This window comes from Parasphingorhabdus sp., assembly GCF_049667325.1.
Taxonomy (GTDB): Bacteria; Pseudomonadota; Alphaproteobacteria; order Sphingomonadales; family Sphingomonadaceae; genus Parasphingorhabdus.
Map to the genome: position 1 here is coordinate 1 of NZ_JBATHY010000102.1, position 22,056 is coordinate 22,056.

At 57.1% G+C, this 22,056-nt stretch carries 20 protein-coding genes and 2 tRNA genes; 14 read left to right on the forward strand and 8 right to left on the reverse strand.

Annotated features, from left to right (window positions below):
* Window positions 1–772: aldo/keto reductase (locus WBM93_RS05415; protein WP_424429208.1), on the reverse strand; the 772-nt coding region annotated here is incomplete at its 3' end.
* Between the two features lie 93 nt (window positions 773–865).
* Window positions 866–1,774, reverse strand: coding sequence for a 4-hydroxybenzoate octaprenyltransferase (gene ubiA / locus WBM93_RS05420; RefSeq protein ID WP_424429211.1), 909 nt, complete (start codon window positions 1,772–1,774; stop codon window positions 866–868).
* A 101-nt stretch (window positions 1,775–1,875) separates the two neighbouring features.
* Between ubiA and WBM93_RS05425 the strand changes: the two genes are divergently transcribed.
* Window positions 1,876–2,637 (forward strand): 16S rRNA (uracil(1498)-N(3))-methyltransferase, encoded by a 762-nt coding sequence (locus tag WBM93_RS05425; RefSeq protein WP_424429214.1) that lies wholly within the window; start codon window positions 1,876–1,878, stop codon window positions 2,635–2,637.
* Between the two features lie 118 nt (window positions 2,638–2,755).
* On the forward strand, window positions 2,756–4,780 hold the full coding sequence (locus WBM93_RS05430) for a proprotein convertase P-domain-containing protein (RefSeq protein WP_424429217.1): 2,025 nt from the start codon (window positions 2,756–2,758) through the stop codon (window positions 4,778–4,780).
* Here WBM93_RS05430 and WBM93_RS05435 read toward each other — a convergent pair.
* The 3 genes from WBM93_RS05435 to WBM93_RS05445 form a co-directional block, all read right to left on the reverse strand.
* Window positions 4,777–5,232 carry a YaiI/YqxD family protein gene (locus WBM93_RS05435; RefSeq protein WP_424429263.1) on the reverse strand — a complete coding sequence of 152 codons (456 nt, stop codon included), beginning with the start codon at window positions 5,230–5,232 and terminating at the stop codon, window positions 4,777–4,779. The genes WBM93_RS05430 and WBM93_RS05435 overlap by 4 nt on opposite strands.
* A 20-nt stretch (window positions 5,233–5,252) precedes the next feature.
* Window positions 5,253–7,244, reverse strand: coding sequence for a DEAD/DEAH box helicase (locus WBM93_RS05440; RefSeq protein ID WP_424429220.1), 1,992 nt, complete (start codon window positions 7,242–7,244; stop codon window positions 5,253–5,255).
* Between the two features lie 99 nt (window positions 7,245–7,343).
* The gene (locus WBM93_RS05445) at window positions 7,344–8,528 is read right to left on the reverse strand and encodes an NAD(P)/FAD-dependent oxidoreductase (protein ID WP_424429223.1); all 1,185 of its coding nucleotides are present in this window, start codon (window positions 8,526–8,528) and stop codon (window positions 7,344–7,346) included.
* Between the two features lie 411 nt (window positions 8,529–8,939).
* Here WBM93_RS05445 and WBM93_RS05450 point away from each other — a divergent pair, with 411 nt between their 5' ends.
* The gene (locus WBM93_RS05450; protein WP_424429226.1) at window positions 8,940–9,191 is read left to right on the forward strand and encodes a hypothetical protein; all 252 of its coding nucleotides are present in this window, start codon (window positions 8,940–8,942) and stop codon (window positions 9,189–9,191) included.
* Window positions 9,181–10,344: an AI-2E family transporter gene (locus tag WBM93_RS05455; RefSeq protein ID WP_424429229.1), complete on the forward strand. Its 1,164-nt coding sequence runs from the start codon at window positions 9,181–9,183 to the stop codon at window positions 10,342–10,344. Before WBM93_RS05450 ends, WBM93_RS05455 begins: the two co-directional genes overlap by 11 nt.
* A gap of 110 nt (window positions 10,345–10,454) precedes the next feature.
* On the opposite strand, the gene WBM93_RS05460 is transcribed toward WBM93_RS05455, so the two are convergent.
* Together WBM93_RS05460 and WBM93_RS05465 are read right to left on the reverse strand one after the other, a co-directional pair.
* Window positions 10,455–10,530 (reverse strand) — tRNA-Ala (locus WBM93_RS05460).
* A gap of 50 nt (window positions 10,531–10,580) precedes the next feature.
* Entirely contained in the window at window positions 10,581–10,907 is a 327-nt protein-coding gene (locus WBM93_RS05465) for a TIGR02300 family protein (RefSeq protein WP_176277983.1), read from the reverse strand.
* A 185-nt stretch (window positions 10,908–11,092) separates the two neighbouring features.
* Here WBM93_RS05465 and aroA point away from each other — a divergent pair, with 185 nt between their 5' ends.
* From aroA to WBM93_RS05500, 7 genes are all read left to right on the forward strand, one after another.
* The gene (gene aroA, locus WBM93_RS05470) at window positions 11,093–12,439 is read left to right on the forward strand and encodes a 3-phosphoshikimate 1-carboxyvinyltransferase (protein ID WP_424429233.1); all 1,347 of its coding nucleotides are present in this window, start codon (window positions 11,093–11,095) and stop codon (window positions 12,437–12,439) included.
* Window positions 12,439–12,699 carry a CBU_0592 family membrane protein gene (locus tag WBM93_RS05475; protein WP_424429236.1) on the forward strand — a complete coding sequence of 87 codons (261 nt, stop codon included), beginning with the start codon at window positions 12,439–12,441 and terminating at the stop codon, window positions 12,697–12,699. Before aroA ends, WBM93_RS05475 begins: the two co-directional genes overlap by 1 nt.
* The gene (cmk, locus tag WBM93_RS05480; RefSeq protein WP_424429239.1) at window positions 12,696–13,340 is read left to right on the forward strand and encodes a (d)CMP kinase; all 645 of its coding nucleotides are present in this window, start codon (window positions 12,696–12,698) and stop codon (window positions 13,338–13,340) included. Before WBM93_RS05475 ends, cmk begins: the two co-directional genes overlap by 4 nt.
* Window positions 13,341–13,548: 208 nt before the next feature.
* Window positions 13,549–15,252, forward strand: a complete 1,704-nt coding sequence (gene rpsA / locus WBM93_RS05485) for a 30S ribosomal protein S1 (protein ID WP_424429242.1) — start codon at window positions 13,549–13,551, stop codon at window positions 15,250–15,252.
* 232 nt (window positions 15,253–15,484) lie between these two features.
* Entirely contained in the window at window positions 15,485–15,766 is a 282-nt protein-coding gene (locus WBM93_RS05490; RefSeq protein ID WP_424429245.1) for an integration host factor subunit beta, read from the forward strand.
* A 96-nt stretch (window positions 15,767–15,862) separates the two neighbouring features.
* Window positions 15,863–15,949 (forward strand) — tRNA-Leu (locus WBM93_RS05495).
* 191 nt (window positions 15,950–16,140) lie between these two features.
* Entirely contained in the window at window positions 16,141–17,265 is a 1,125-nt protein-coding gene (locus WBM93_RS05500; RefSeq protein WP_424429248.1) for a TIGR03032 family protein, read from the forward strand.
* Window positions 17,266–17,320: 55 nt separating this feature from the next.
* Here the strand turns inward: WBM93_RS05500 and WBM93_RS05505 are convergent, their stop codons facing one another.
* A complete protein-coding gene (locus WBM93_RS05505) occupies window positions 17,321–18,502 on the reverse strand; it encodes an acyl-CoA dehydrogenase family protein (RefSeq protein ID WP_424429251.1) in 1,182 nt (393 codons plus the stop codon).
* A gap of 78 nt (window positions 18,503–18,580) precedes the next feature.
* Between WBM93_RS05505 and WBM93_RS05510 the strand changes: the two genes are divergently transcribed.
* From WBM93_RS05510 to WBM93_RS05520, 3 genes are all read left to right on the forward strand, one after another.
* Entirely contained in the window at window positions 18,581–20,125 is a 1,545-nt protein-coding gene (locus WBM93_RS05510) for a peptide ABC transporter substrate-binding protein (protein ID WP_424429254.1), read from the forward strand.
* Window positions 20,122–21,606, forward strand: coding sequence for an ABC transporter substrate-binding protein (locus tag WBM93_RS05515; protein WP_424429257.1), 1,485 nt, complete (start codon window positions 20,122–20,124; stop codon window positions 21,604–21,606). The genes WBM93_RS05510 and WBM93_RS05515 overlap by 4 nt, the downstream gene beginning before the upstream one ends.
* 31 nt (window positions 21,607–21,637) lie before the next feature.
* Window positions 21,638–22,056: DUF4112 domain-containing protein (locus WBM93_RS05520; RefSeq protein ID WP_424429260.1), on the forward strand; the 419-nt coding region annotated here is incomplete at its 3' end.

Genomic DNA, 22,056 nt, shown 5'->3' on the forward strand with positions numbered 1-22,056 from the left:
CGAACCGCTCGGCCATTTTCTTCTGCCGACCGCCGAGTTTGAGATAGGCAGAGAAACGCGCGCCTTCGGGCGTCGCCCCGTCATTATATTTGCCCGACAGAGCCCCGCCGGCAAGCGGCGAATAAGGAATCAGGCTGACCCCTTCCTGACGGCAGACCTGCGCCAGTTCATCTTCGAACCGGCGGTTGTTCATGCTGAAATTATTCTGGATCGTGCAATAGCGGGTGACCCCCAGCCGCTCGGATGCTTCGAGCGATTTCATCAGCCCCCAGCTGGTTTCGTTGGAACAGCCGATGGTACGGATCTTGCCCTTGCGGATTTCCTCGTCGAGCACTTCCATCGTCTCGTCATAGGCGGTGCCATGATCGGGCCAGTGGGTCTGATAAAGATCGATATAGTCGGTCTGGAGACGTTTGAGACTGTCATCCAGCGCCTTGACGATATTATGGCGGTCCATCGCGGTCATGCCCGCCCGCTGCGCCGATGCAATCCATCCGTGGCTCGGCCCGGAAACCTTGGTCGCGATGATCAGGCTGTCGCGATCCTTGCCCTTCATCCAGCGGCCGACGATATTCTCGGTTTCCCCTGCCCATTCCGGCTTGGGTGGCACCGGATAATTTTCCGCCGTGTCGAAAAAATTGATTCCCGCTTCGACCGAGGCATCCATGATCCTGTGTGACATCGCCTCGTCAGCGCCGCTGCCAAAAGTCATCGTTCCCATGCAGATTTCGGATACATAGATCGGGCTTCGGCCCAAACGGCGTTGTTTCATATATCGCTCCGGGAAATTTGGCTTCGGATTAACTGTGCAGTTAAGCGCCATAACCCGCTTCGGTTGCGAAACGCAATCCAATTTCTTCGAAGGCTAGCCGGCCTGGCCGAGAACCAGACAGGCGAGAAACATCAGGAAGCCGGCGAAGCGATTGGACCGGAATTTGGCAAGAGCGTCATCGCCGTCGGCGCTTGTCAGGGTCACGGCCTGCCACAACAGGTGTAGCGCAACCGGCACCAGAGCCGCGATGCCGAGCCATTGGGGCCGCAGCATCCAGAAAGCTGCTGCCCAGCTGGCCAGCGCAATCAGATAGAAGACCAGCACGCCGGAACGCACATTTTCACCCAGACGCAAAGCGCTCGACCGTATCCCGACCAAGGCGTCATCCTCTTTGTCCTGCAGCGCGTAGATCGTGTCATAGCCGATCACCCAGAATATTGAGCCTAGGTAAAGCAGCGCCATGCCCCCGTGAAATTGCGGAGCAATCGCCAGCCAGCCAACCAGCGCGCCCCAGCTGAATACCATGCCCAGCCATGCCTGCGGCCACCAGGTGATGCGTTTCATGAACGGATAGGCGGCGACCAGAGCCAGACTGCCCAGCGCCACGAGCCTGGCGGTCCAATTGATCTGGAACCAGACGAGCAGGCCAATCACACATAATAGCAGCAACCAGATCCACGCCGCCTTGAGGGAGAGTGCACCGCTGGCCAACGGCCGCGAGCGCGTCCGCTCCACTTGCCGGTCAAGGTCACGGTCGACGATATCATTATAGACGCACCCCGCCCCGCGCATCACAATCGAACCGAGCAGCAGCCAGACCAATAAATCCCACCGTTCCAGCGCACCTCCGGCCAGGGCGATGCCCCAGGCGCAGGGCCAGAACAGCAACCACCAGCCGATCGGGCGGTCAAGGCGGGCGAGCAGGGCATAAGGCCGGGCTGTCGTCGGCAGCAGGCCGATGATGCCCTTGTGCTCGGAATCGGGAACGATTTGTTCGGTCATCAGATAACTCTATCCGTTCGGGCTGAGCCTGTCGAAGCCCATTTGCCCTTAACCGCAAAACGCCCTTCGACAAGATCGGGACGAATGCCTATACCGATAATATGCCCGCCACACCTGCTTATCCCCCTCACAGCGCCCCGCGCCTCTATGTCGACGTCGAGCTTTCCGACGGAGCCGAAATCCGGCTGGATGGCAGCCACGCCCATTATCTGATGAAAGTGATGCGGATCAGGCTCGGCGATCCGGTAAAGTTGTTCGACGACCGGACCGGCGAATATCTCGCCCATGCGACGGCCCTCGGCAAACGCGATCTGATCCTGGCGATTGATGGCAAGACCCGCGAACGGGAAGCCGTCCCCGATCTCTGGTTGTGCGCCGCACCGATCAAGAAGGACCGCTTCAACTGGATCGCGGAAAAAGCAACCGAACTGGGCGTGGCCAGGATCATTCCGGTGCAGACCGAGCGCACCCAGGGCCACGGCATCAAGGTCGAGAAACTGCGCGCCCATATGATCGAAGCGGCCGAACAATGCGAGCGCACGGCCCTGCCCGAACTTGATCCACTGACTAGCTTGGCCGAAATGCTCGCACAATGGCCCAAGGACCGGCATCTTTTCTTTGCCGACGAGCGTATCCATCAGACCGGCGAGGGCAGCTTCCGCAAGGCACTGGTTGCCCATGACGGTCCGGCCGCGATCCTGATCGGCCCCGAAGGCGGCTTTTCCGACTCCGAGAACGAGATGATCCGCGCGCTGGATCAATCAGTGGCCATATCTCTTGGTCCAAGGATTTTACGGGCGGAAACAGCGGCCCTGGCGGCGACCAGCCTATGGATGGCAGGGCGCGGCGATTGGAATGGATGAATCCAGCTTGTTCGCCCTGATCCAGCGACTCTTGGCCGATTTGTAAAATCTCATTAATCAACTCTGGCGAACCAAAATTTAACCAATTTTTCAGGGTATTCCTCTACTCGATAGCGTCATGAAGTGGGGACAAAATTTTCCGGGACTGACCATCCCGAGGAATTTGGTCGCGGCAGGAAAGATGTTTTCCTGCCTCGCCATGATTTGTTTTGCCTTGATATATTCCTCGTCCGTCGACGCTCAGACCGTCACTCAATACACGATCAGCGAACCCGGCGGATCAAACGACATTGTCGCTGCCCGTACCTGCGGAACCGGAACCGGTGGAACCGGCGGTTCACCGCTGGTCAAGAATTTTTCGGTCGGCACCAATTTTGTCGTCTCCGATGTCGATCTGGGCGTTCTGGCGTCCCATAGCTATCGCACCGATATCAGGGTCATTCTGCAATCTCCTGCAGGAACGCGAGCAATATTGATCAATGGCTCAACCTCGGGGGGCAACACCAATCTGAACGTGCGATTGAGTGATGAATCCAGCCCTACGGTGAACAGCGGCAGTCATGGCAATGACAATTTGACACCGACACCGAACCCGCCAACCACTGCCTATCAACGGCAACTCTCGCCCGAAAATCCGCTGACCGTGTTTGACGGACAAAATTCAATCGGAACCTGGCGCATGGAAATCTGCGACATGTTCCCGAGCGCCGACGACGGAAACTTCCTGAGAGCAGATTTGTGGCTAACTTCTGCGCCTACCAATTTTGCCGACCTGTCGCTGGCCAAGACGGTGAGCAATGCAAGCCCGACCAGTGGTACAAATATCACCTACACTTTGTCGCTGACCAATTCCGCCGCGTCGAACCAGACCGCAGCCGCAACGGTCTCTGACCTGCTTCCTCTAGGGGTGACCTTCGTCAGCGCTTCCGGCTATGGAACCTATAACAGCGGAACGGGCATTTGGGATGTGCCCTCGATAGCTCCCGGACAGACGCGGGCCATAAACATCATTGTCACGGTTACAGCACCAGCCTCAGCCACCGTCACCAATGTTGCCGAAGTGGCGTCATCCAATCGCGTGGATCCGGACTCGACGCCGAATAATGGCGTCACCGGTGAAGATGATTATGCCAGCGGGAGCTTTACCGTTGCGGGATCGCGAACCGCCGGAACACCGCCCAGCCTGACCACCGTATGCTCGATCGCCAACCAGATTTTGTTCGACTGGAATGGCAAGGCGTGGACCGGTGGTTCAACCAATAACAGCTATACCGTGACCGGGATCGGCTCGATCAACTTCGACATCACCAACACCGGCGGCTTCTATGACGATGGTTCGCCAGCGGTGAACAGCAACAACACCGGTGGTCTCGCCGGCACAGAACAATCGCTATACGAAAATCTGCAATTCACCACGCAATCGCAAACCGCAACCACCATGCTGACGTTGCCAACTGCGGTTCCCGGGCTTCAATTCACCGTTTTCGACATCGATTTTGCAACCAATGACTTCGCCGACAAGCTGACCGTGATTGGCAGATTTAACGGCAGCACCGTGATGCCGACGTTGACAAACGGCGTTGCCAATTATGTGATTGGCAATGTCGCCATTGGTGACGTTGGATCCGGCTCCACTTCCGCCAATGGCAACGTGGTGGTTACCTTCACCTCTCCTGTGGACCAGGTGGAGATAATCTATGGTAACCACACAACGGCGCCCGCAGATCCCGACGGGCAAGCCATTTCTATCCATGATATCAACTTCTGCCGGCCATTGACCACGATGAGCGTTACAAAGATCAGCTCGATCATCAGCGATCCGGTCAGCGGCACCACCAATCCCAAGCGCATTCCGGGCGCGATTGTCGAATATTGCATCCTGATCAGCAACAGCGGGTCTGCGAGCGCAGGCTCGATAGTCGCAACCGACAGCCTTACCGGCGCCTTTACTTATACTCCGGGAACGATGAAGAGCGGCAGCAATTGCGGATCCGCAACGACGGTGGAGGATGACAATAATACGGGCGCCGATGAAAGCGACCCATATGGTGCATCATTGGCCGGTTCCACAATCACGGCGACCGCGGCTACATTGGGCCCGGCAAGCACCTTCGCGCTCACCTTTCAGGTTACGGTCAACTAGCCAGCGCGCTTCAACCGAACCAATATTTCATCCAGCGACGATAGAAAGCGGGAGCGATCCGTTTTGCTGAAAGGAGGCGGGCCGCCGATATTTTCGGTCCCCATGCCAGAGCGCAAGTCGGCCATGATCGCCCGCGTCGCCACCGCAGCTCCAATCGAATCCGGCGTAAACGGCTTGCCGTTGGACGCAACCACCGCCGCGCCCGATTTCACACAGCGGTCCGCCAGCAATATGTCTGACGTCACCACGACGGTACGGACACCGGTTCGTTCGGCGATATAGTCGTCGGCCGCATCAAAGGCATCGCTGACCACCACCCGGCTGATCAGCGGGTGGTCCGGAACCCGGAACGGACTGTTGCTGACAATCACAACCGCCACCTGATGGCGTTCGGCCACCCGGTAAATTTCATCCTTTACCGGGCAGGCATCAGCATCGACCAGTATCTGGATAGCGTCCGTCATCAATCGGTTCAGCCGGCTTTGGGTCCGCTATGCTTCGGACCGTCAAACGAACGCTTTCCGCGATGCGGCTTCTTTCCGTCACCGCCGCCGAAATTGCCTTTCGGACCGGATTTGCGATCGCCTTTATATTCGGATTTCTTTTTGAAACCGTCACCAAAGTCGCGCTTTGGTCCGCCGCCGTCAGAACCGCCTTCGCCTTCCGGCTTGCGCTTCTGATAAGGCTTGCCGCCACCCGATTTATCACCGAATTTCTTGTCGCCAAACTTCTTGTCGCCAAATTTGTTCTTGCCGAATTGCTTGCCGCCATGTTTCTTGCTGGCGTTGCTGTAATCGCGTTGACCGCCAGCATTATCGCCCCGGCCGCCCTTGCGGTTGCGCTTTGCTTCATCCCGCGGTTTGCCTGCGAACTGGGTGATCACGATATCATCGGTATCATCCCCGCCGGATTCTCTTTTCTCAGCGATGGCAGCGGTAAATTTGTCCACCACCCGGCGCGGAATTTCGAACAATGTGTCGTCGCCGTTGATCCGGATCGCGCCAATTTCATTCTTGGTGATATGTCCCCTGCGGCAGAGCACCGGCAAAAGCCAGCGGGCGTCGGCGCGCTGGTTATGGCCAACGTTCATCTTGAACCAGACGGTATCTTCGAAACCGGGGCGAGGGCCGCCAGGCGCGGCTTGAGACTGCGCACCGCGATCAAGCATCTGTTCTGGAGCAGGCATTTTCGCGCGATGCGATTGCACCAGCATAGCCGCGATTTCTTCTGGCGTTTTTTCTGCCATCAGGCGCTTCGCCAATGCCAGATCATCTTCGTCGATCTCGACCGGCTGCAACAAAGTTTCGATCAGCCGCTCGGCATCATTCTTGCGAATGTCGCCGCGTGTCGGCGCATCTTTCCATTCGGCGTTGATTTTTGCGCCGCGGAGCATCGATTCAACCCGCTTGCGCCGCTGGTAAGGCACGATGATAACCGCCGTCCCTTTTTTGCCTGCACGCCCGGTCCGTCCGGAGCGATGCTGCAATGTCTCTGCGTCGCGCGGTATTTCGACGTGTACCACAAGACTCAAGGTCGGCAGATCCAGACCACGTGCGGCAACATCGGTTGCTACACAGACCCGCGCCCGCTTGCTGCGCAGGGCCTGCATCGCCTGGTTGCGTTCGCTCTGGGTATGTTCACCCGAAAGCGCCACCGCACTGAAACCGCGATCAACCAGGCTGGTGTGAAGGCGGCGAACCGCTTCGCGCGTGCCGCAGAACAGCATCGCCGATTCCGCTTCATGGAAGCGCAGCAGATTGACCACCGCATTTTCGGTATCGGCCGGAGCAACAGTGATCGCCTGATAGGCAATGTCACCATGTCCGCGATCTTCGCCGACAGTGGAAATGCGCAGCGCGTCATTCTGGTAGCGTTTGGCGAGATTGATAATCGGCTTCGGAATCGTCGCAGAGAACATCAATGTCCGGCGATTCTCTCCGGTTGCATCGAGAATTTCTTCGAGATCTTCGCGGAAGCCCATGTCGAGCATTTCATCCGCTTCATCGAGAACCGCTGCCCGCAGATTTTTCAGGTCAAGCGCCCCGCGTTCGAGATGGTCCCGCAATCGGCCCGGCGTGCCAACAATGACATGCGCGCCGCGGCGCAGCGTGCGCCGTTCTTTCGAAGCATCCATACCGCCAACACAGGTCGCGATTTGCGCGCCGGCTGGTTGATAGAGCCAGGTCAGCTCGCGACTCACTTGCAGCGCGAGTTCGCGGGTCGGCGCGATGACCAGCGCCAGTGGCTCGACCAGAAACGGGAAACGCCCGTTGTCATCGAGCAATTGCGGCGCCATCGCCAGACCAAAGGCCACGGTTTTACCGGAACCGGTCTGGGCGGACACGATAAGATCGCGGCCTTCGGCTTCGGTTTCGAGCACAGCGGCCTGAACCGGCGTCGGCTTGACATATTCGCGCGCGGTAAGCGCTTCTGCGAGAAGCGGAGATATTTTGGAGAAAGGCATAATGTTCTAATTCCGTGGCAAAAGTGAAAGCCGCGCGGAAATGCCAGTCGCCTGCGGTTTATGAAGATTATGTTGTTATAAAACGGTCTGCACTGGGGATCATATTGCCTTACCGGCAGCATGGCCACTCGCCCAAGCCCATTGAAAATTATAGCCACCGAGCCAGCCGGTAACATCAACCGCTTCGCCAATAGCATATAAACCGGGCACTTGACTAGCTTCCATATTTTTGGACGAGATTTCCGCCGTACTTATACCGCCCGCCGTGACTTCCGCCTTGGCAAAGCCCTCGGTTCCATTGGGCATGAAGCGCCAATGCGACAGACGCCTTGCCGCTTCATCGAGCTTCTTGTCGGTAAGATTGCCCAGTTCTCCTTCAAGCGCGATCCGTTCGATCAGCGTCTCGGTCAATCGTGCAGGCAAATGGGCGTTGATAGCCTTTTTAAAGGAAAGCCGCGGCAATTGCCGTTTTGCCTGAATTAGCCAGTCGCCGGGCAAATCTGGGATAAAATCTATCTCTACCGGTTCACCATGTTGCCAAAAGGATGAAATCTGAAGAATCGCGGGTCCAGACAAACCCTTGTGAGTGAACAAAGCGGCTTCCCGAAATGCAGTTTTTCCGCATCTTGCGATTACGGGGGCGGACACGCCGGACAGCGAACGAAACAGGGTTTCTTCCCCGCCCAGAGTCAACGGCACCAAAGCTGGCCTCGGCTCGACTATCTTCAACCCAAATTTTCGCGCCAGATCATAAGCGAAACCGGTAGCCCCCATTTTCGGGATCGACGGACCGCCGGTGGCGACCACCAGCGAAGGCGCAAAAGCGGTTTCTCTGCCATATTCCACCCGGTAACGGCCATCGCTATGACTGACGTCGGTTATCTCCTTGCCTAGCGACAGGCTAACCGCCTGATCGGGGCATTCCGCCATCAGCATGTCGACAATCTGCCGGGCGGAACCGTCGCAGAACAACTGGCCCAGGGTTTTTTCGTGCCAGTCGATGCCGTAATGATCAACCAATGCGATAAAATCAGCGGGCGAATAGCGGCTCAGCGCCGATTTTGCGAAATGCCTGTTTTGCGACAGAAAGCGGTCAGGCGCGGTGCCACTATTGGTGAAATTGCAGCGCCCGCCGCCCGAGATCAGGATTTTTTTACCCGGTTCATCGGCATGATCGATCAGCAATATTTTGCGACCGCGCTGGCCAGCGACTGCGGCACACATCAGGCCAGCCCCGCCCGCGCCCAGAATTATTGCGTCATAATGACTTGGTGGTTTGGCCATCGGATTGTCGAGAACTCTCAATTGTGAACAGGTTTCGTGAATATCGCCCGCGCCGGGACTCTCGCTCAGGAATTTTCGGAACCAGCCCCTCGGCCGGGCTTGGGGCCGAAAAATTGCCGAAGCCCGGGAGCAACATCTCAATCAAAGCGAAAATCCCTGAATTACTCGGGTTTCTCGAGGACTGCGACAAGGTCATGTAATAGCGACGGACTCCATTTGCAACGACGCAGCGCGGCATGTGACCGAACCCGCGATTTTCGGATTGGTGAACGGCCTTCCAATCGACTGGTTCGAAACCCGACGTGGCCTGACTCCTGCTAATTGCCCGTCGCAGAATTAGGTCGATCTCTTCAACCGCCGCAACCTTTCCGCTCCGGTCGTGTTTGTAAACCATATGGAATGCCAAACTCGATGGAGCAGGAAATGATCACTGGCCTCGCTTATGCAATCATATTGATGGGATGTTCCGACGACATGACCATGTGCCGGGAAATCGTCAGGGACAATCGTGCCTTTGCGACGTTGCGGGAATGCGAAAAAGCGCAGGAAGATGCGTTGCGGTCCAATATTGCATTGGAAATCGATTATCCTGTGGTAGCAACCAAATGTACGCAAGGCAGCTACAGATTCACTCAGACAGGCGCAGCATATATTGGCCAATGAAAATAATCTTGTTACCGGGGACGCCGAAGGGGCTCCCGCAACCGAACAGCGCCTGAGCCCGAAAATAACCATAAAAAGACTGTTATCGACAACTATTTTTCTTTTGTCGCTCGGCCTGTTTTTGGCGCTACCCTTTGTCCTGTCAGCCGGGGCTGTCTTTTTTCGTCCGCTGTTCGCCGCGATCGTAATAATGCTGATGCTGCTCCCCCTGACCAACGGCTTGACCAATCTTGGAATACCAAACGCGATCTCCGCCTTTTTTGCCGTGCTTGCGTTTCTCTTCTTTCTGGCATTCGGGTTTTTGCTAATCTTGCAACCGGCTCTGGAGCTGGCCGAGCGGTTTCCGGACATCACGAATATATTGCAGGAACGGCTTGTCGACATCCGTCAGTTCACTTCATCAGTTTCGCAAATGGGCACGGAATTCTCTTCGACAATCGGCGAATCCAAGGGACAGGAAGTGATCCTGGCCAGTCCCAACGTCATGGAAGAAGCCGCCTATGCGACACCGGCTGTTTTCGTCGAGTTTCTGCTGGTCGTGCTTCTGGTATATTTCATGCTGGAATCCCGGCTGCGGTTGAAACGGATCATATTATTGAACCGGTCGACATTGGGTACGACGCTCAAGGCAGCCCGGGCCGGGCGGAGCATCACAGAAGACCTGTCACACTATATCGGTGCCGTCACCACTATCAATATAGCAGTCGGTATACTGGTCGCACTTGGCGCGTGGGCAATGGGCATCGAATCACCTCTCATGTGGGGCGGTCTTGCAGCAATTTTGAATTTTATTCCCTATCTTGGCCCGATGTTGATGGCCGTGCTTTTATTCGGGTTCGGCGCGGCTTCCACGGGAGATCTGGCAGGCGGACTGGCGCCCACGGCCGCCTATATCGGCCTGCAGGCCATCGAAGCAAATTTGGTGACACCCGCAATTTTGGGGCGGCGGTTTTCGATGAACCCGGTCCTCATTCTCCTGGCCATCAGCTATTTTACATGGATATGGGGATTGGCTGGCACATTGATCGCCGTGCCCTTGCTGATTGTCGGCAAGGCGCTTGTCGACCAACTGGGAAGCCCGAATATTATCGGCTTCATATTGGGAGAGCCGTTATTCGATTCTCCCGGAAAACAACAAGACCGGATTTTATGATTGCATCGGAACTATCGGGCGATCGCCACGCGTTTTCAATGAATTGTTGCCCACGCCCACAACATGCCGGATGGCATGGAAGCAGGAATCGCCGGGAGATTGGGAAAAAATGGTGGAGCCTAGCGGGATCGAACCGCTGACCTCTTCGCTGCCAGCGAAGCGCTCTCCCAGCTGAGCTAAGGCCCCATTTGAAGAGCGCCTTTAATCCAGCCGCCCTCCAGAATGCAAATCAAAAATCAGGTGTCGTCTGGCTCGTCGTCACCTTTACCCTTGCTGACGCCCAGATCATCGTCGCCGCCCAGGTCAACTTCGTTGTCCGGGGAAGGTTCGTCATCGTCGATGTTGACGTCCAGATCATCATCGTCAACCGAGTCTTCTTCCTTCTTCGCGTCTTTCTTTGGCGCGGCTTCAAAGGGCATCGGTTGTTTCGATTTCAGGACTGCTTCGGGAACAAAGCTTTCCCCGCATTCAACACAGGTCGCCGGGTCTTCTTTGCCCAGATCGTAAAAGCGCGTTCCACATTTCGGGCATGTGCGTTTTGTGCCCCATTCCGGTTTAACCATGGCTGGTGTCCAAATCCTGTCTAAATCAAGTCGTTGATTGGTTTAAGTCTGTGCTGCGGCGATTCAAGCTTTGCCCAAATCAGCCGCGAAATCCGGCGCGCCTTGCCATAGCTTTGCAGCGCTGTCAAAAGCCGTTTGATATTCCTGCACGAATCATTTGTGCGTTCCGCTAACAAAGCTCTGACATGACCAGCAACACTCCACAGCCAGTAACGTTCAAACCGTCTGGCCCGCTCACCGGTAAATTTTCCGTTCCCGGCGACAAATCCATCTCGCATCGGGCATTGATATTGTCGACTCTCGCGATCGGCAAAAGCCGGATTACCGGGCTGCTCGAAGGCGAAGATGTTCTGGCAACCGCCGATGCCCTGCGTGCAATGGGGGCAAAAATCGAGAAAAAGGACGACGTCTGGACCGTCCATGGCGTTGGTGTCGGTGGCCTGATGCAGCCGGAAAATGCGCTCGACATGGGCAATAGCGGGACATCGGCCCGATTGCTGATGGGGCTGGTCGCATCCCACGGGATCAGCACCACCTTCATCGGCGATGCGAGTCTGTCGAAACGTCCGATGGGCCGGGTCATCGATCCGCTTTCCCAAATGGGCGCGGATATCCAGGCACGCGAGACGCCCGATCACAAGGCTTGCCTGCCGCTAACCGTGAGAGGAATTTGCCCGGCGGTTCCGCTTGAATATCGCCTGCCGGTGGCTTCTGCACAGGTCAAGTCGGCGATATTGCTGGCGGGCCTCAACACCCCCGGCATTACCCGAATCATCGAACCGGTGCTGACCCGCGATCATAGCGAAACCATGCTCAGGGGATTTGGCGCAGAAATCAACGTCGAAACGGATGCCGAGGGAAGCCGGATCATATCGCTGACCGGAGAAGCGGAACTCAAACCGCAAAAGATCAAAGTGCCCGGCGACCCGTCATCCGCCGCTTTCCTGGTGGTTGCCGCATTGATCGTGCCCGGATCGGATATCGTCATCGAAAATGTCGGGATCAACCCCACGCGCACTGGTCTGTTCGATGTGTTGCGCGACATGGGCGGCGATATCAGCTTCGAGAAGAAGCGCACGGTTGGCGGAGAGCCGGTCGCGGACATTCACGTCAAGCACAGCCCGCTCACCGGCATCGACGTTCCCGCCAAAATAGCGCCGAGCATGATCGACGAGTTCCCGATATTGTTCATCGCCGCGGCGATGGCGAGCGGAAAGACCACCACCCGCGGCCTCCACGAATTGCGGGTCAAGGAATCCGACCGGCTGTCGCAAATGGCCAAAGGCCTTGGCCTTCTCGGTGTAAAGCTGACCGAAAAGGAAGACGGCCTGGTGATCGAAGGCAGCGGCGGCAAACCGCGATCCGGCGGAAAAACCAAGCCGGTCATCGAGACCGCGCTCGATCATCGCATCGCGATGAGTTTTGCGGTCGCTGGGCTGGTGACAAAGCCAGGCCTCACGATCGATGATATCACGCCGGCACAAACCAGCTTTCCAGGGTTTGAACGACTTCTAGCGAAGCTGGCATCCTGATGATCGACGGATTCTGGGCCAATGTAATCGGAATTTTGGGCAGCGCTCTGATCGTCTTTGCCTATGCCTATAACGTCTATGCGCCGGTGGTGAACGCGTTTGTCTACAACGGCACCAACCTGATCGGCGCACTCCTGCTTACACTCTCGCTCTTGGTACATTTCAATCTGGCGTCATTGCTGCTGGAATTTGTGTGGATGGCGATAGCAGTTGGCGGCCTCTGGAAAGCCTATCGAGATCACGCGAGGCAACAACCATGATCATCGCTGTGGATGGCCCGACCGCCTCTGGCAAAGGCACGATCTCCAAGGAGCTGGCGAAATATTTTTCCTTGCCCTTCCTCGACACCGGCCTGCTCTATCGGGCTGTTGGCTGGACGCTCCAGGAACAGGGCGGTGATGCCGACAATCCCGCCGATGCGCTCGCCGCTTGCGTATTTGACAGCACTTTGCTCGACAATCCGGCCTTGCGCAGAGAAGTGGTTGGCGGTTTGGCCAGTCGTGTCTCGGTTCATCCGGAAGTGAGGCGAGCGCTGGACAAACGGCAAAAGGACTTCGCCTACCAGCCGGCCGGTGCCGTTCTCGATGGTCGTGACATCGGCACGGTCATCGCGCCGGATGCCGACGTTAAATTGTTCGTGACCGCCTCCTCCGAGGCACGCGCGATCAGGCGCTTCGAGGAAATGAAGCGGCGCGGCGAGCAAGTCAGTTTTGACGACATATTGGCCGACATTCTCGAACGCGATAAGCGCGACAAAAACCGTACGACTGCGCCGCTCAAACCCGCCGAAGATGCAGACTTGCTTGATACCACCAATTTGACTATAGACGCCGCCATTCAGCAGGCAATTGCCATGGTGAATGCGAAGACAAGCGGCCGGCGCGACAAAGATCCGGCATAGCAGACAAATGATGCGCAAGACGGGCTGGTAAAGAACCGGCCCGGCTTTAGCGCAGCTTTTGGCATTTGTGCTTGGCTTCGCATATACCAGATATCGGCAGTTTTCTGATGGATGCGGCGGTCACATGGGGTGGCCGCGGCAATTTTGGTCCAAGACCGGCGGAACCAACCGCCTGGCCAGAAAAATTGACTATCAAGGAATAAACCATATGGCCTCAACGGCATTTCCAACCCGCGACGATTTCGCGGCAATGTTAAACGAATCACTCGGTGGCGAAGACCAGGGCTTTGAAGGCCGCGTCGTCAAAGGCACCGTAACCGGCATCGAAAATGACATGGCTGTCATCGATGTGGGATTGAAATCAGAAGGCCGTGTTGCGCTGCGCGAATTCGCCGCTCCCGGTAAAAAGGCCGAAATTTCCGTCGGCGACGAAGTCGAAGTCTATGTCGACCGCATCGAAAATGTGAACGGCGAAGCCATGCTGTCCCGCGACCGCGCCCGCCGCGAAGCAAGCTGGGACAAGCTTGAAAAAGAATATGACGACGGCAATCGCGTCGAAGGTGTTATCTTCGGCCGCGTCAAAGGCGGCTTCACTGTCGACCTCGATGGCGCTGTAGCGTTCCTGCCCGGCAGCCAGGTCGACGTCCGCCCCGTGCGCGATGTGACCCCGCTGATGGACATCACCCAGCCTTTCCAGATCCTCAAGATGGATCGCAAGCGTGGCAACATCGTTGTCTCGCGTCGCGCCATTCTCGAAGAAACCCGCGCTGAACAGCGTTCGGGCCTCATCGAGTCGCTGGCTGAAGGTCAGGTTACCGAAGGCGTCGTCAAGAACATCACCGATTATGGTGCGTTCGTCGACCTCGGCGGCATTGACGGTCTGCTCCATGTTACCGATCTCAGCTACAAGCGGGTCAATCACCCGAACGAGATGATCAACATCGGCGACACGCTCAAAGTCCAGATCATCAAGATCAACAAAGACACCCAGCGCATCTCGCTCGGCATGAAACAGCTCGAGAGCGATCCCTGGGATAGCGCAACCGAGAAATATGCTGTTGGCACCAAGCTCAACGGTTCGGTCACGAACATCACCGAATATGGTGCTTTCGTCGAACTCGAACCCGGCATCGAAGGCCTGGTTCACGTTTCCGAAATGAGCTGGACCAAGAAGAACGTCCACCCGGGCAAGATCGTTTCCACTTCGCAGGAAGTCGAAGTTATCGTTCTCGAAGTCGACACCGAAAAACGCCGCATTTCGCTTGGCCTCAAACAGGCTCAGTCCAACCCATGGACCGACTTTGCAGATACGCACCCGGTCGGCAGCACGGTTGAAGGCGAAGTCAAGAATGCAACCGAGTTCGGTCTGTTCATCGGCCTTGAAGGCGACGTCGACGGCATGGTTCACATGTCTGATATCGCCTGGGGCATCTCTGGCGAAGACGCGCTCAACCTCCACCACAAGGGTGAGCAGGTAAAAGCGATCGTTCTCGACATTGATGTTGATAAAGAACGCATTTCGCTTGGCATGAAGCAGCTGGAAAAAGGTGCGCCCGCCATGGGTGGCACCGATACCGGCGGCATCAAAAAGGGTTCGGTGGCAACCGTCACCGTGCTGGAAGTACGCGATGGCGGCCTCGAAGTCCAAATGGGCGACGACGGCGCGACCGGCTTCATCAAGCGCAACGATCTTGGCCGCGACCGCGACGAACAGCGTCCGGACCGTTTCCAGGTTGGCCAGAAGCTCGACGCAATGATCACCGGTTTCGACCGTTCGAAGAAACCGAATTTCTCGATCAAGGCGCATCAGCTGGCAGAAGAGAAACAGGCCGTGGAACAATTCGGTTCAACCGATTCCGGTGCGAGCCTTGGCGACATCTTGGGTGAGGCACTCAAGAAGAAGGAAGAATAGTCCTTCAACCACGCGATTATATTCAAAAAAAGCCCACCCCTCGATCAGGGGTGGGCTTTTTCATTGCCGTGTCCCGTTTCGCGACCAAAATTGTACAAAACTGCAAAGGCCATTGAAAACAGTCATGATTTCTGGCATCTATCGAGTCTAGATAACATCAGACTTCAAGATTCCCAGAGTCTCTGCAAAGATTGAGTCTGCTGGATCGCCCCGGAATCGGAAAGGCGCACCGATGATACGTTCTGAACTATTAGAGAAGCTCGCTGAAGAAAATCCGGAATTGAAACCGGACGAGATTGAGAAAATCGTCGACGTGTTTTTCAACCAGATTAGCCAGAAGCTAGCCGACGGCGGCCGCGTGGAACTCCGCGGATTTGGTGCCTTTTCAACCCGCCAGCGCAAACCGCGCACCGGCCGCAATCCGCGCACCGGAGAATCGGTAGAGGTTCCAGCCAAAAGAGTGCCCTATTTTAAGCCCGGCAAGGAAATCCGCGAGCGGCTGAACAAGGACTGATCACTACAATTTTCAAATATTATTTGCCTATGCACTTGACCACGCGTTCGCAATAATGCTTGTCGCTAGGCTCCGACTGCGGTTGGAACTACCGGTGCGGACGTGGCGAAATGGTAGACGCAGCAGACTTAAAATCTGCTATCCGAAATGGGTGTGCGGGTTCGAGTCCCGCCGTCCGCACCAATAACGTTCGGGCGAGGGCTGTATATGCCGGCCATCAACCGACCGCCAGAGCCTTCACAATATTGATCCATCACCCCGACAAGTGCAAATGGGCACGTGGATTCTTAGCGATGTTTCTGACTGCAAAAGACCTTTTGTCTTGTGACCGGACAATGGTTTTGGCACAGCCTTGATATCAGGGAGGGTTGGGCGTGGCAGACAAGAAGGCGGCAAAAAAGGATAGCGTTGAAAAGGCCGCACCGCCAACCTCCGACCAACCGGCAGAAATGCCTCCCGCGAAAGAGCCGGATGCGGGCAAGACAGACATCAATTTTTCAGCGGGGCTCGCCGGATTTCTGGCGGCCAATAATATCTCTCTCGGCTTCACATCCTATCAGACAGGCAGACTATACCTCATCGGTTCAGGCGAGGACGACAAACTTGCCCTGCACGAAGCACAATATCCGCAGGCGATGGGTGTGGCGGGCGATAACGAGCGGATTTATCTGGGCACTTTGACCCAGGTCGTCCGGATGGAAAACGTCCTGGCGCCGGGGCAGACCGCGAACGATGTGCACGACAAAGTCTATGTTCCGCGCAATATGCAGACCACCGGCAATATCGATATCCATGAACTGGGTATCCGAAAGAACGGGCGAATGGTCTATATCAACACCCGCTATAGCTGCTTGTGCGAGCCGGATATCAAGCATAGTTTCAAACCGATCTGGAAACCGGAATTCATCTCCAAACTTGCGCCGGAGGACCGCTGCCATCTCAACGGTCTGGCCATGGTCGACGGAGAACCCAAATATGTTTCCGCAGTCTGTCGCAGCGATGTCGTCGATGGCTGGCGCGACCGGCGCCATGATGGCGGCGTGATCATCGATATCGATAGTAACGAGATCATGGCTGAGGGACTGTCGATGCCGCACAGTCCGCGCTGGTTCGACGGAAAGCTCTGGGTGCTCAATTCCGGCAGCGGTGAACTCGGCTGGATAGATCCCGGGGACAAGAGCTTCCAGCCGATTGCATTCTTCCCCGGTTTTCTGCGCGGCCTCGCGTTTCATGGCAACTATGCCATCACGACTTTGTCAAAGCCCCGCCATCAGCGGTTTGACGGGCTCGCACTGGACGACAAGCTCAAGGAAAAAGATGCCGATGCATGGTGCGGCGTGCAGATATTGAATTTGCAATCGGGCGATGTCGCCCATTGGCTGCGCCTTGACGGTGCGATCACCGAATTATTTGATGTGTGCGTATTAGCCGGGGTACGCAACCCGATCACCCTGGGGCCAAACTCGGTAGAAATCAGGGATTTCATAACCTTCAACTAGCGGATGCTATTCGTGTGCGTGCCGCATGCGAAGATCGTGCAATTGAACCGGTCGGCTACAGCATCGCCATATCCACCGGCTGGTCCAGAAGTATCCGGCCAGCCAGTTCGAACACCGCAGGGGCGGTCGCGATATGCTGGGTGGCGACATGGGCGTCGCGAAACCGGCGTTGCAGGCTGTTGCCCGAATAGACCGCGGCACCGCCGCCGAGCGTATAGGCGGTCTTGCAGACATCAGCCGAAATCGCGGTGGCATGGGCGCAGGCAAGCCTCAGATTGGCGCGTCCTGTGGCGGATATTTCGCCGCCGCCCTGTGCTTCGGTCCAACATTCGCTGATCGCATTTTCCAGATAGCCGAACGCACCGCCCAGATCGGCCGTTGCTCGCGCCAGTTCGACCTGGACCATTGCCCGCTGTGCCATCGCGCGACCGCCACCCGGAGTCTTCTTGTGGATCGCGATAGTCTTGATCTCCTCCAGCGCGGCCCGCGCGTTGCCGAGCGCAACCGAAGACACGCCCAGCGCAAGCAGGCCAAAGAGCGGGAATTTGTACAGGGCGCCCGGATCGCGCGGCTGGTCGCCGACAAAGGACACGCTGCGATCCTTGGGGACCTTCACGCCCTCGACCGAAAAATCGCCCGATCCGGTGCCTTTCAATCCCGCGACATGCCAGCTGTCGATGAACGACACGTCTTTGGCCGGAAAGAACAACATCCGGTGATAGGGCGCGCCATTGTCAAACTTCTGCAGCTCGCCATCCCTGAGGATCATCGCGCCGCCTCCCAGCCACGAACAATTGGCCGAACCCGAGCCCCATTGCCACTGGCCGCTGAGCAGATAATGGTCGCCTTTGTCCTCGGCCTTACCCATTGGCGCAAACACGCCGCCGGTAATGACATCGTCCGCGCCAAAGATTTCGCGTGCCGCCGGTTCCGCCATATAGGCGGCTCCCAATGTCGAGGTAACCGCGATCATCAGGCACCAGCTTGTACTGGCATCCGCTTCGGCAACCGTCTCGACAATTTTCATAAAATCGAGCGGCTCCAGCTCCAGCCCGCCGAGCGCTGCCGGTTTGGACAGATTGAACGCGCCCGCAGCGGCCAGCTTTGCTGCGAGATCGGCCGGCAATCGCCGCGCCCGTTCGGTTTCTTCGGCGCGCGCAGCGATCTCGGGAAGCAAAGCCAGCACAGCGGCGCCAACCTCACCGATGTCGGAAATATCATATTGTAGGGCGGGCATTCAGAATTTCTCCTCAAAGGCGATAGCAGCACAAGAGTTCCGCTTTGTCGAGCCGGCAAAAGCATCTAGACAGTTGCCATGCGTTACATCGCCCTCCTGTGCACGATCCTGCTGCTCGTCTCCTGTGACCGGGATCCGGCGGTCGGCACAGCGCCTGGCCCGGCCCAGATCGTCCGACTGTCCGATTCGGAGATCAAGGGACTCGATCCGCAAAAAGTCTCTGACCTGTCATCGCTGCGCGTTGCCGCCGACCAGTTTGAAGGCCTGACCCGTCTGGATGCAAAAGGGGAGCCAGAGCCGGGATTGGCGACAGGATGGAAAATCTCGCCGGATGGTCTGACCTGGACTTTTGCGTTGCGGGATAATCTGCGATTCTCCGACGATACCGGTTTTGATGCCACGCTTTTCCCGGCCGTGCTGCAACGCCTGCGCGCACCGGAAACGGCAGCGGCGGCTCAGGCCCTGTTCGGCAATATCGTGGCCATGGAGGCGTCGGGTATAAATAGCGCGGTCGTGACCCTCGCCTCTCCCGATCCGTCCTTGCCCGCCTTGCTGGCGCATCCGGCTATGGCCGCCCTTCCCCTGCATCGAATCAATGCCAAAGGGGACAGATGGACTTCGGATCGACCGATGATCACCAGCGGTCCATATCGGTTGTCCGAATGGAAACTCAATGACCATGCGCGATTGGAGCGCAATCCCGCGTGGCATGACGGAACACCGGCGACTGGAACCATCATCTGGAAACCGATGGATGACAGCCTGTCGGCGATGCGTCTGTTTCTGTCCGGCGGTGCGGATATCGCCGCGGACTATCCGGCAAGCCGTCATCAGTGGCTTCAGGACAATCATCCGGCCGCGGCCCACAGCGTCCCTTATCTCGGCAGCTATTATTTTGCGTTCAACACCCGTGCGCCGCCCTTTGATGACCGCAGGGTCCGGGTCGCCTTGTCGATGGCTGTCGAACGGGAGTGGATCGCCGACAAGGTGATCGGTATCGGAAATATCCCAGCCTGGGGATTGTTGCCGCCGGGGCTGGTCGGTCCATCCTCTGCCAAACCCGATTGGGCTGACTGGCCGCGGGAAAAGCGTTTGCGTGCGGCACGCGCCTTGCTGGCAGAAGCCGGATTTGGCGCGACCAAGCCGCTACGCTTTGAAATCCGGTTCAACAGTTCCGCCGAGCATCGCAGGGTCGCCGTTGCGATGGCGGCAATGTGGAAGCCTCTGAACGTCGAAGCCAGCCTGTTCAACAGCGAAGCCGCGCTGCATTTTGCGGCGCTGCGCCGGCACGAATTTGCTCTGTCCCGTTCGGGCTGGATTGCCGATCTGCCGACGCCGGAAAATTTCCTGCTGGTTCACCAGAATGCCAATGGCGCCGGAAATTACTCGGGCTATGACAATCCCGAATATGACAGGATGTTGGCCCGCGCGATTGCCGAGCCAGACCCTCCACGACGCCAGACATTGATGCGCCAGGCAGAAGCGGTGCTGATCGCCGACATGCCGGTCCTGCCACTCTACTATTACGTCACGCGTAGCCTGGTGGCCAACCGCATCGCGGGATGGGAAGATAATATTTCCAATGTGCATCCCAGCCGCACTCTGCGTATAAGGCCGAGATGATTTCCCGTTCGACATTCTGGCTGAAAAATTTATCGGCCGCTCTTGTGGTGATATTGCTAGGGTCCTGCGGGTTTGCTGGGGACGAAGATCAGGTAAGAGTCACCGTTGTCGAGGACGGACCAACGCGGATCAATCCGGTCGGGACGCGGCTGAATTTTGCTTCGGCCACCATGCGCGCGGCGATGGCCAAGGGCCTCGTCGGGCTGGATGAAGAAGGGCGGGTCGTTCCCGCGCTGGCCGCACGCTGGATCGTTTCCAACGATGGTCTGAGCTATATCTTCCGACTGTTCGATGCAAAATGGGATGATGGCAGGCAGATCAGCGCCGAGCGTGTGACCCGCCTGCTTCGCGAGCGTTTTACCGAACTTGGCGATAGCCGTTTGCAGCATGATATTTCGGAAATCGAAGAAGTGGTGTCGATGACCGGCAGGGTGATCGAGATCAGACTGGATTCGCCGCACCCAAATTTCCTTCAGCTGCTCGCCCAACCGGAAATGGGTCTGTTCCGGGCTGGCCATGGTGCCGGCCCCATGCGCTTGTTGAGCGAAGTCGATGCCATCAAACTCAATCGCTTTGACGAACCTTCGCAGGAAGAAAAGGACGCGGAGGAAGAAGATGACCGCTGGGTGTCCCTGCGCAGCGAACCGGCTGCTGTCGCAATAGCCCGCTATCGGGCCGGTGGCGTACAAATGGTTCTGAACGGTAAATATCATCATCTCCCGCTCATCGAGGCGGCGGGAATCAGCACTAGCGATTTGCGGCTCGATCCGGTCGCCGGGCTGTTCGGGTTGCGGTTCATTCGCGCCAATGGTTTCTGGGCGGTTCCCGGCAATCGCGAAATTCTCGCGATGGCGATCAATCGCCCTGCGCTGCTGACCTCTTTCCCCGGCGTCAGCGCCTGGCAGAGCCGGCTCAAGATCATTCCCGAAGCGCTCGATGTCGACGGCATCAACACCTATCCGGACTGGGCCGGCATGACCATGCAGGAGCGGATTGCCTTTTCCAGAAACCATGTACGACAATGGAAGGCTTCGGAAGGACCGATTGTCCCGCTCACCATCGCTTTGCCTGATGCGGCGGGTGCCGACATTCTCTTCAAGCGCATCCAGTCCGATCTCAGAAGAGTGGGATTGAACGCCAGAAAGGTCGGAATGAACCAGGATGCCGACGTTCAGCTGGTGGACGAAATCGCGCCTTATGATAGCCCGCAATGGTTTTTGAAACAGCTTATCTGCCCGGTAACACCGGTCTGCCTGAACGATGCCGATGCACAGATCGTGGAGGCCGAGGCGGCCACCAATCTGGAAATCAAGGCGCGTCTCTATGCCGAAGTGGAAAAAATGCTGGTCAACCATTATAATTTCATTCCGATCGCGGTTCCCATCCGCTGGTCTATTGCCCGGCAAGGCCAACGCGGCTTTGCCGTCAATCCGCGCGGTTGGCATCCATTGAACCCGCTGGTTGGCATACCTATATCCTGACTGTATTATTAGAGCACGACAGAGAGGTCCGATGGCCATTTCCGAAGAACAGTTAAAGCGTCTGGCCGAACAATTGCCCGACGTCAGCCGCGACCCGCAGGCGGTGCGCAACCGCGTCGAGGCGATGGAAAAGATACTCGAACGGGCGTTTGTTATTCCGGGCATCAACCGGCCGATCGGTCTGGATTCGATCGTCGGCCTGATCCCTGTTGTCGGCGATGTCGCTACCGCGCTGATGGGTGCCTATATCGTCTGGGAAGCGCGCAATCTGGGGATGTCCAAGCTGCAACTGACGCGCATGGCGGCCAATGTCGGGTTCGATACCGCGCTCGGTGCAATCCCCTTCGCAGGCGATATTTTCGACTTTTTCTGGCGCTCGAACAGCAAGAATCTGCGGATCATACGCAAGCATCTCGACAAGCATCATCCTGGAACGAGAACGATCGAGGG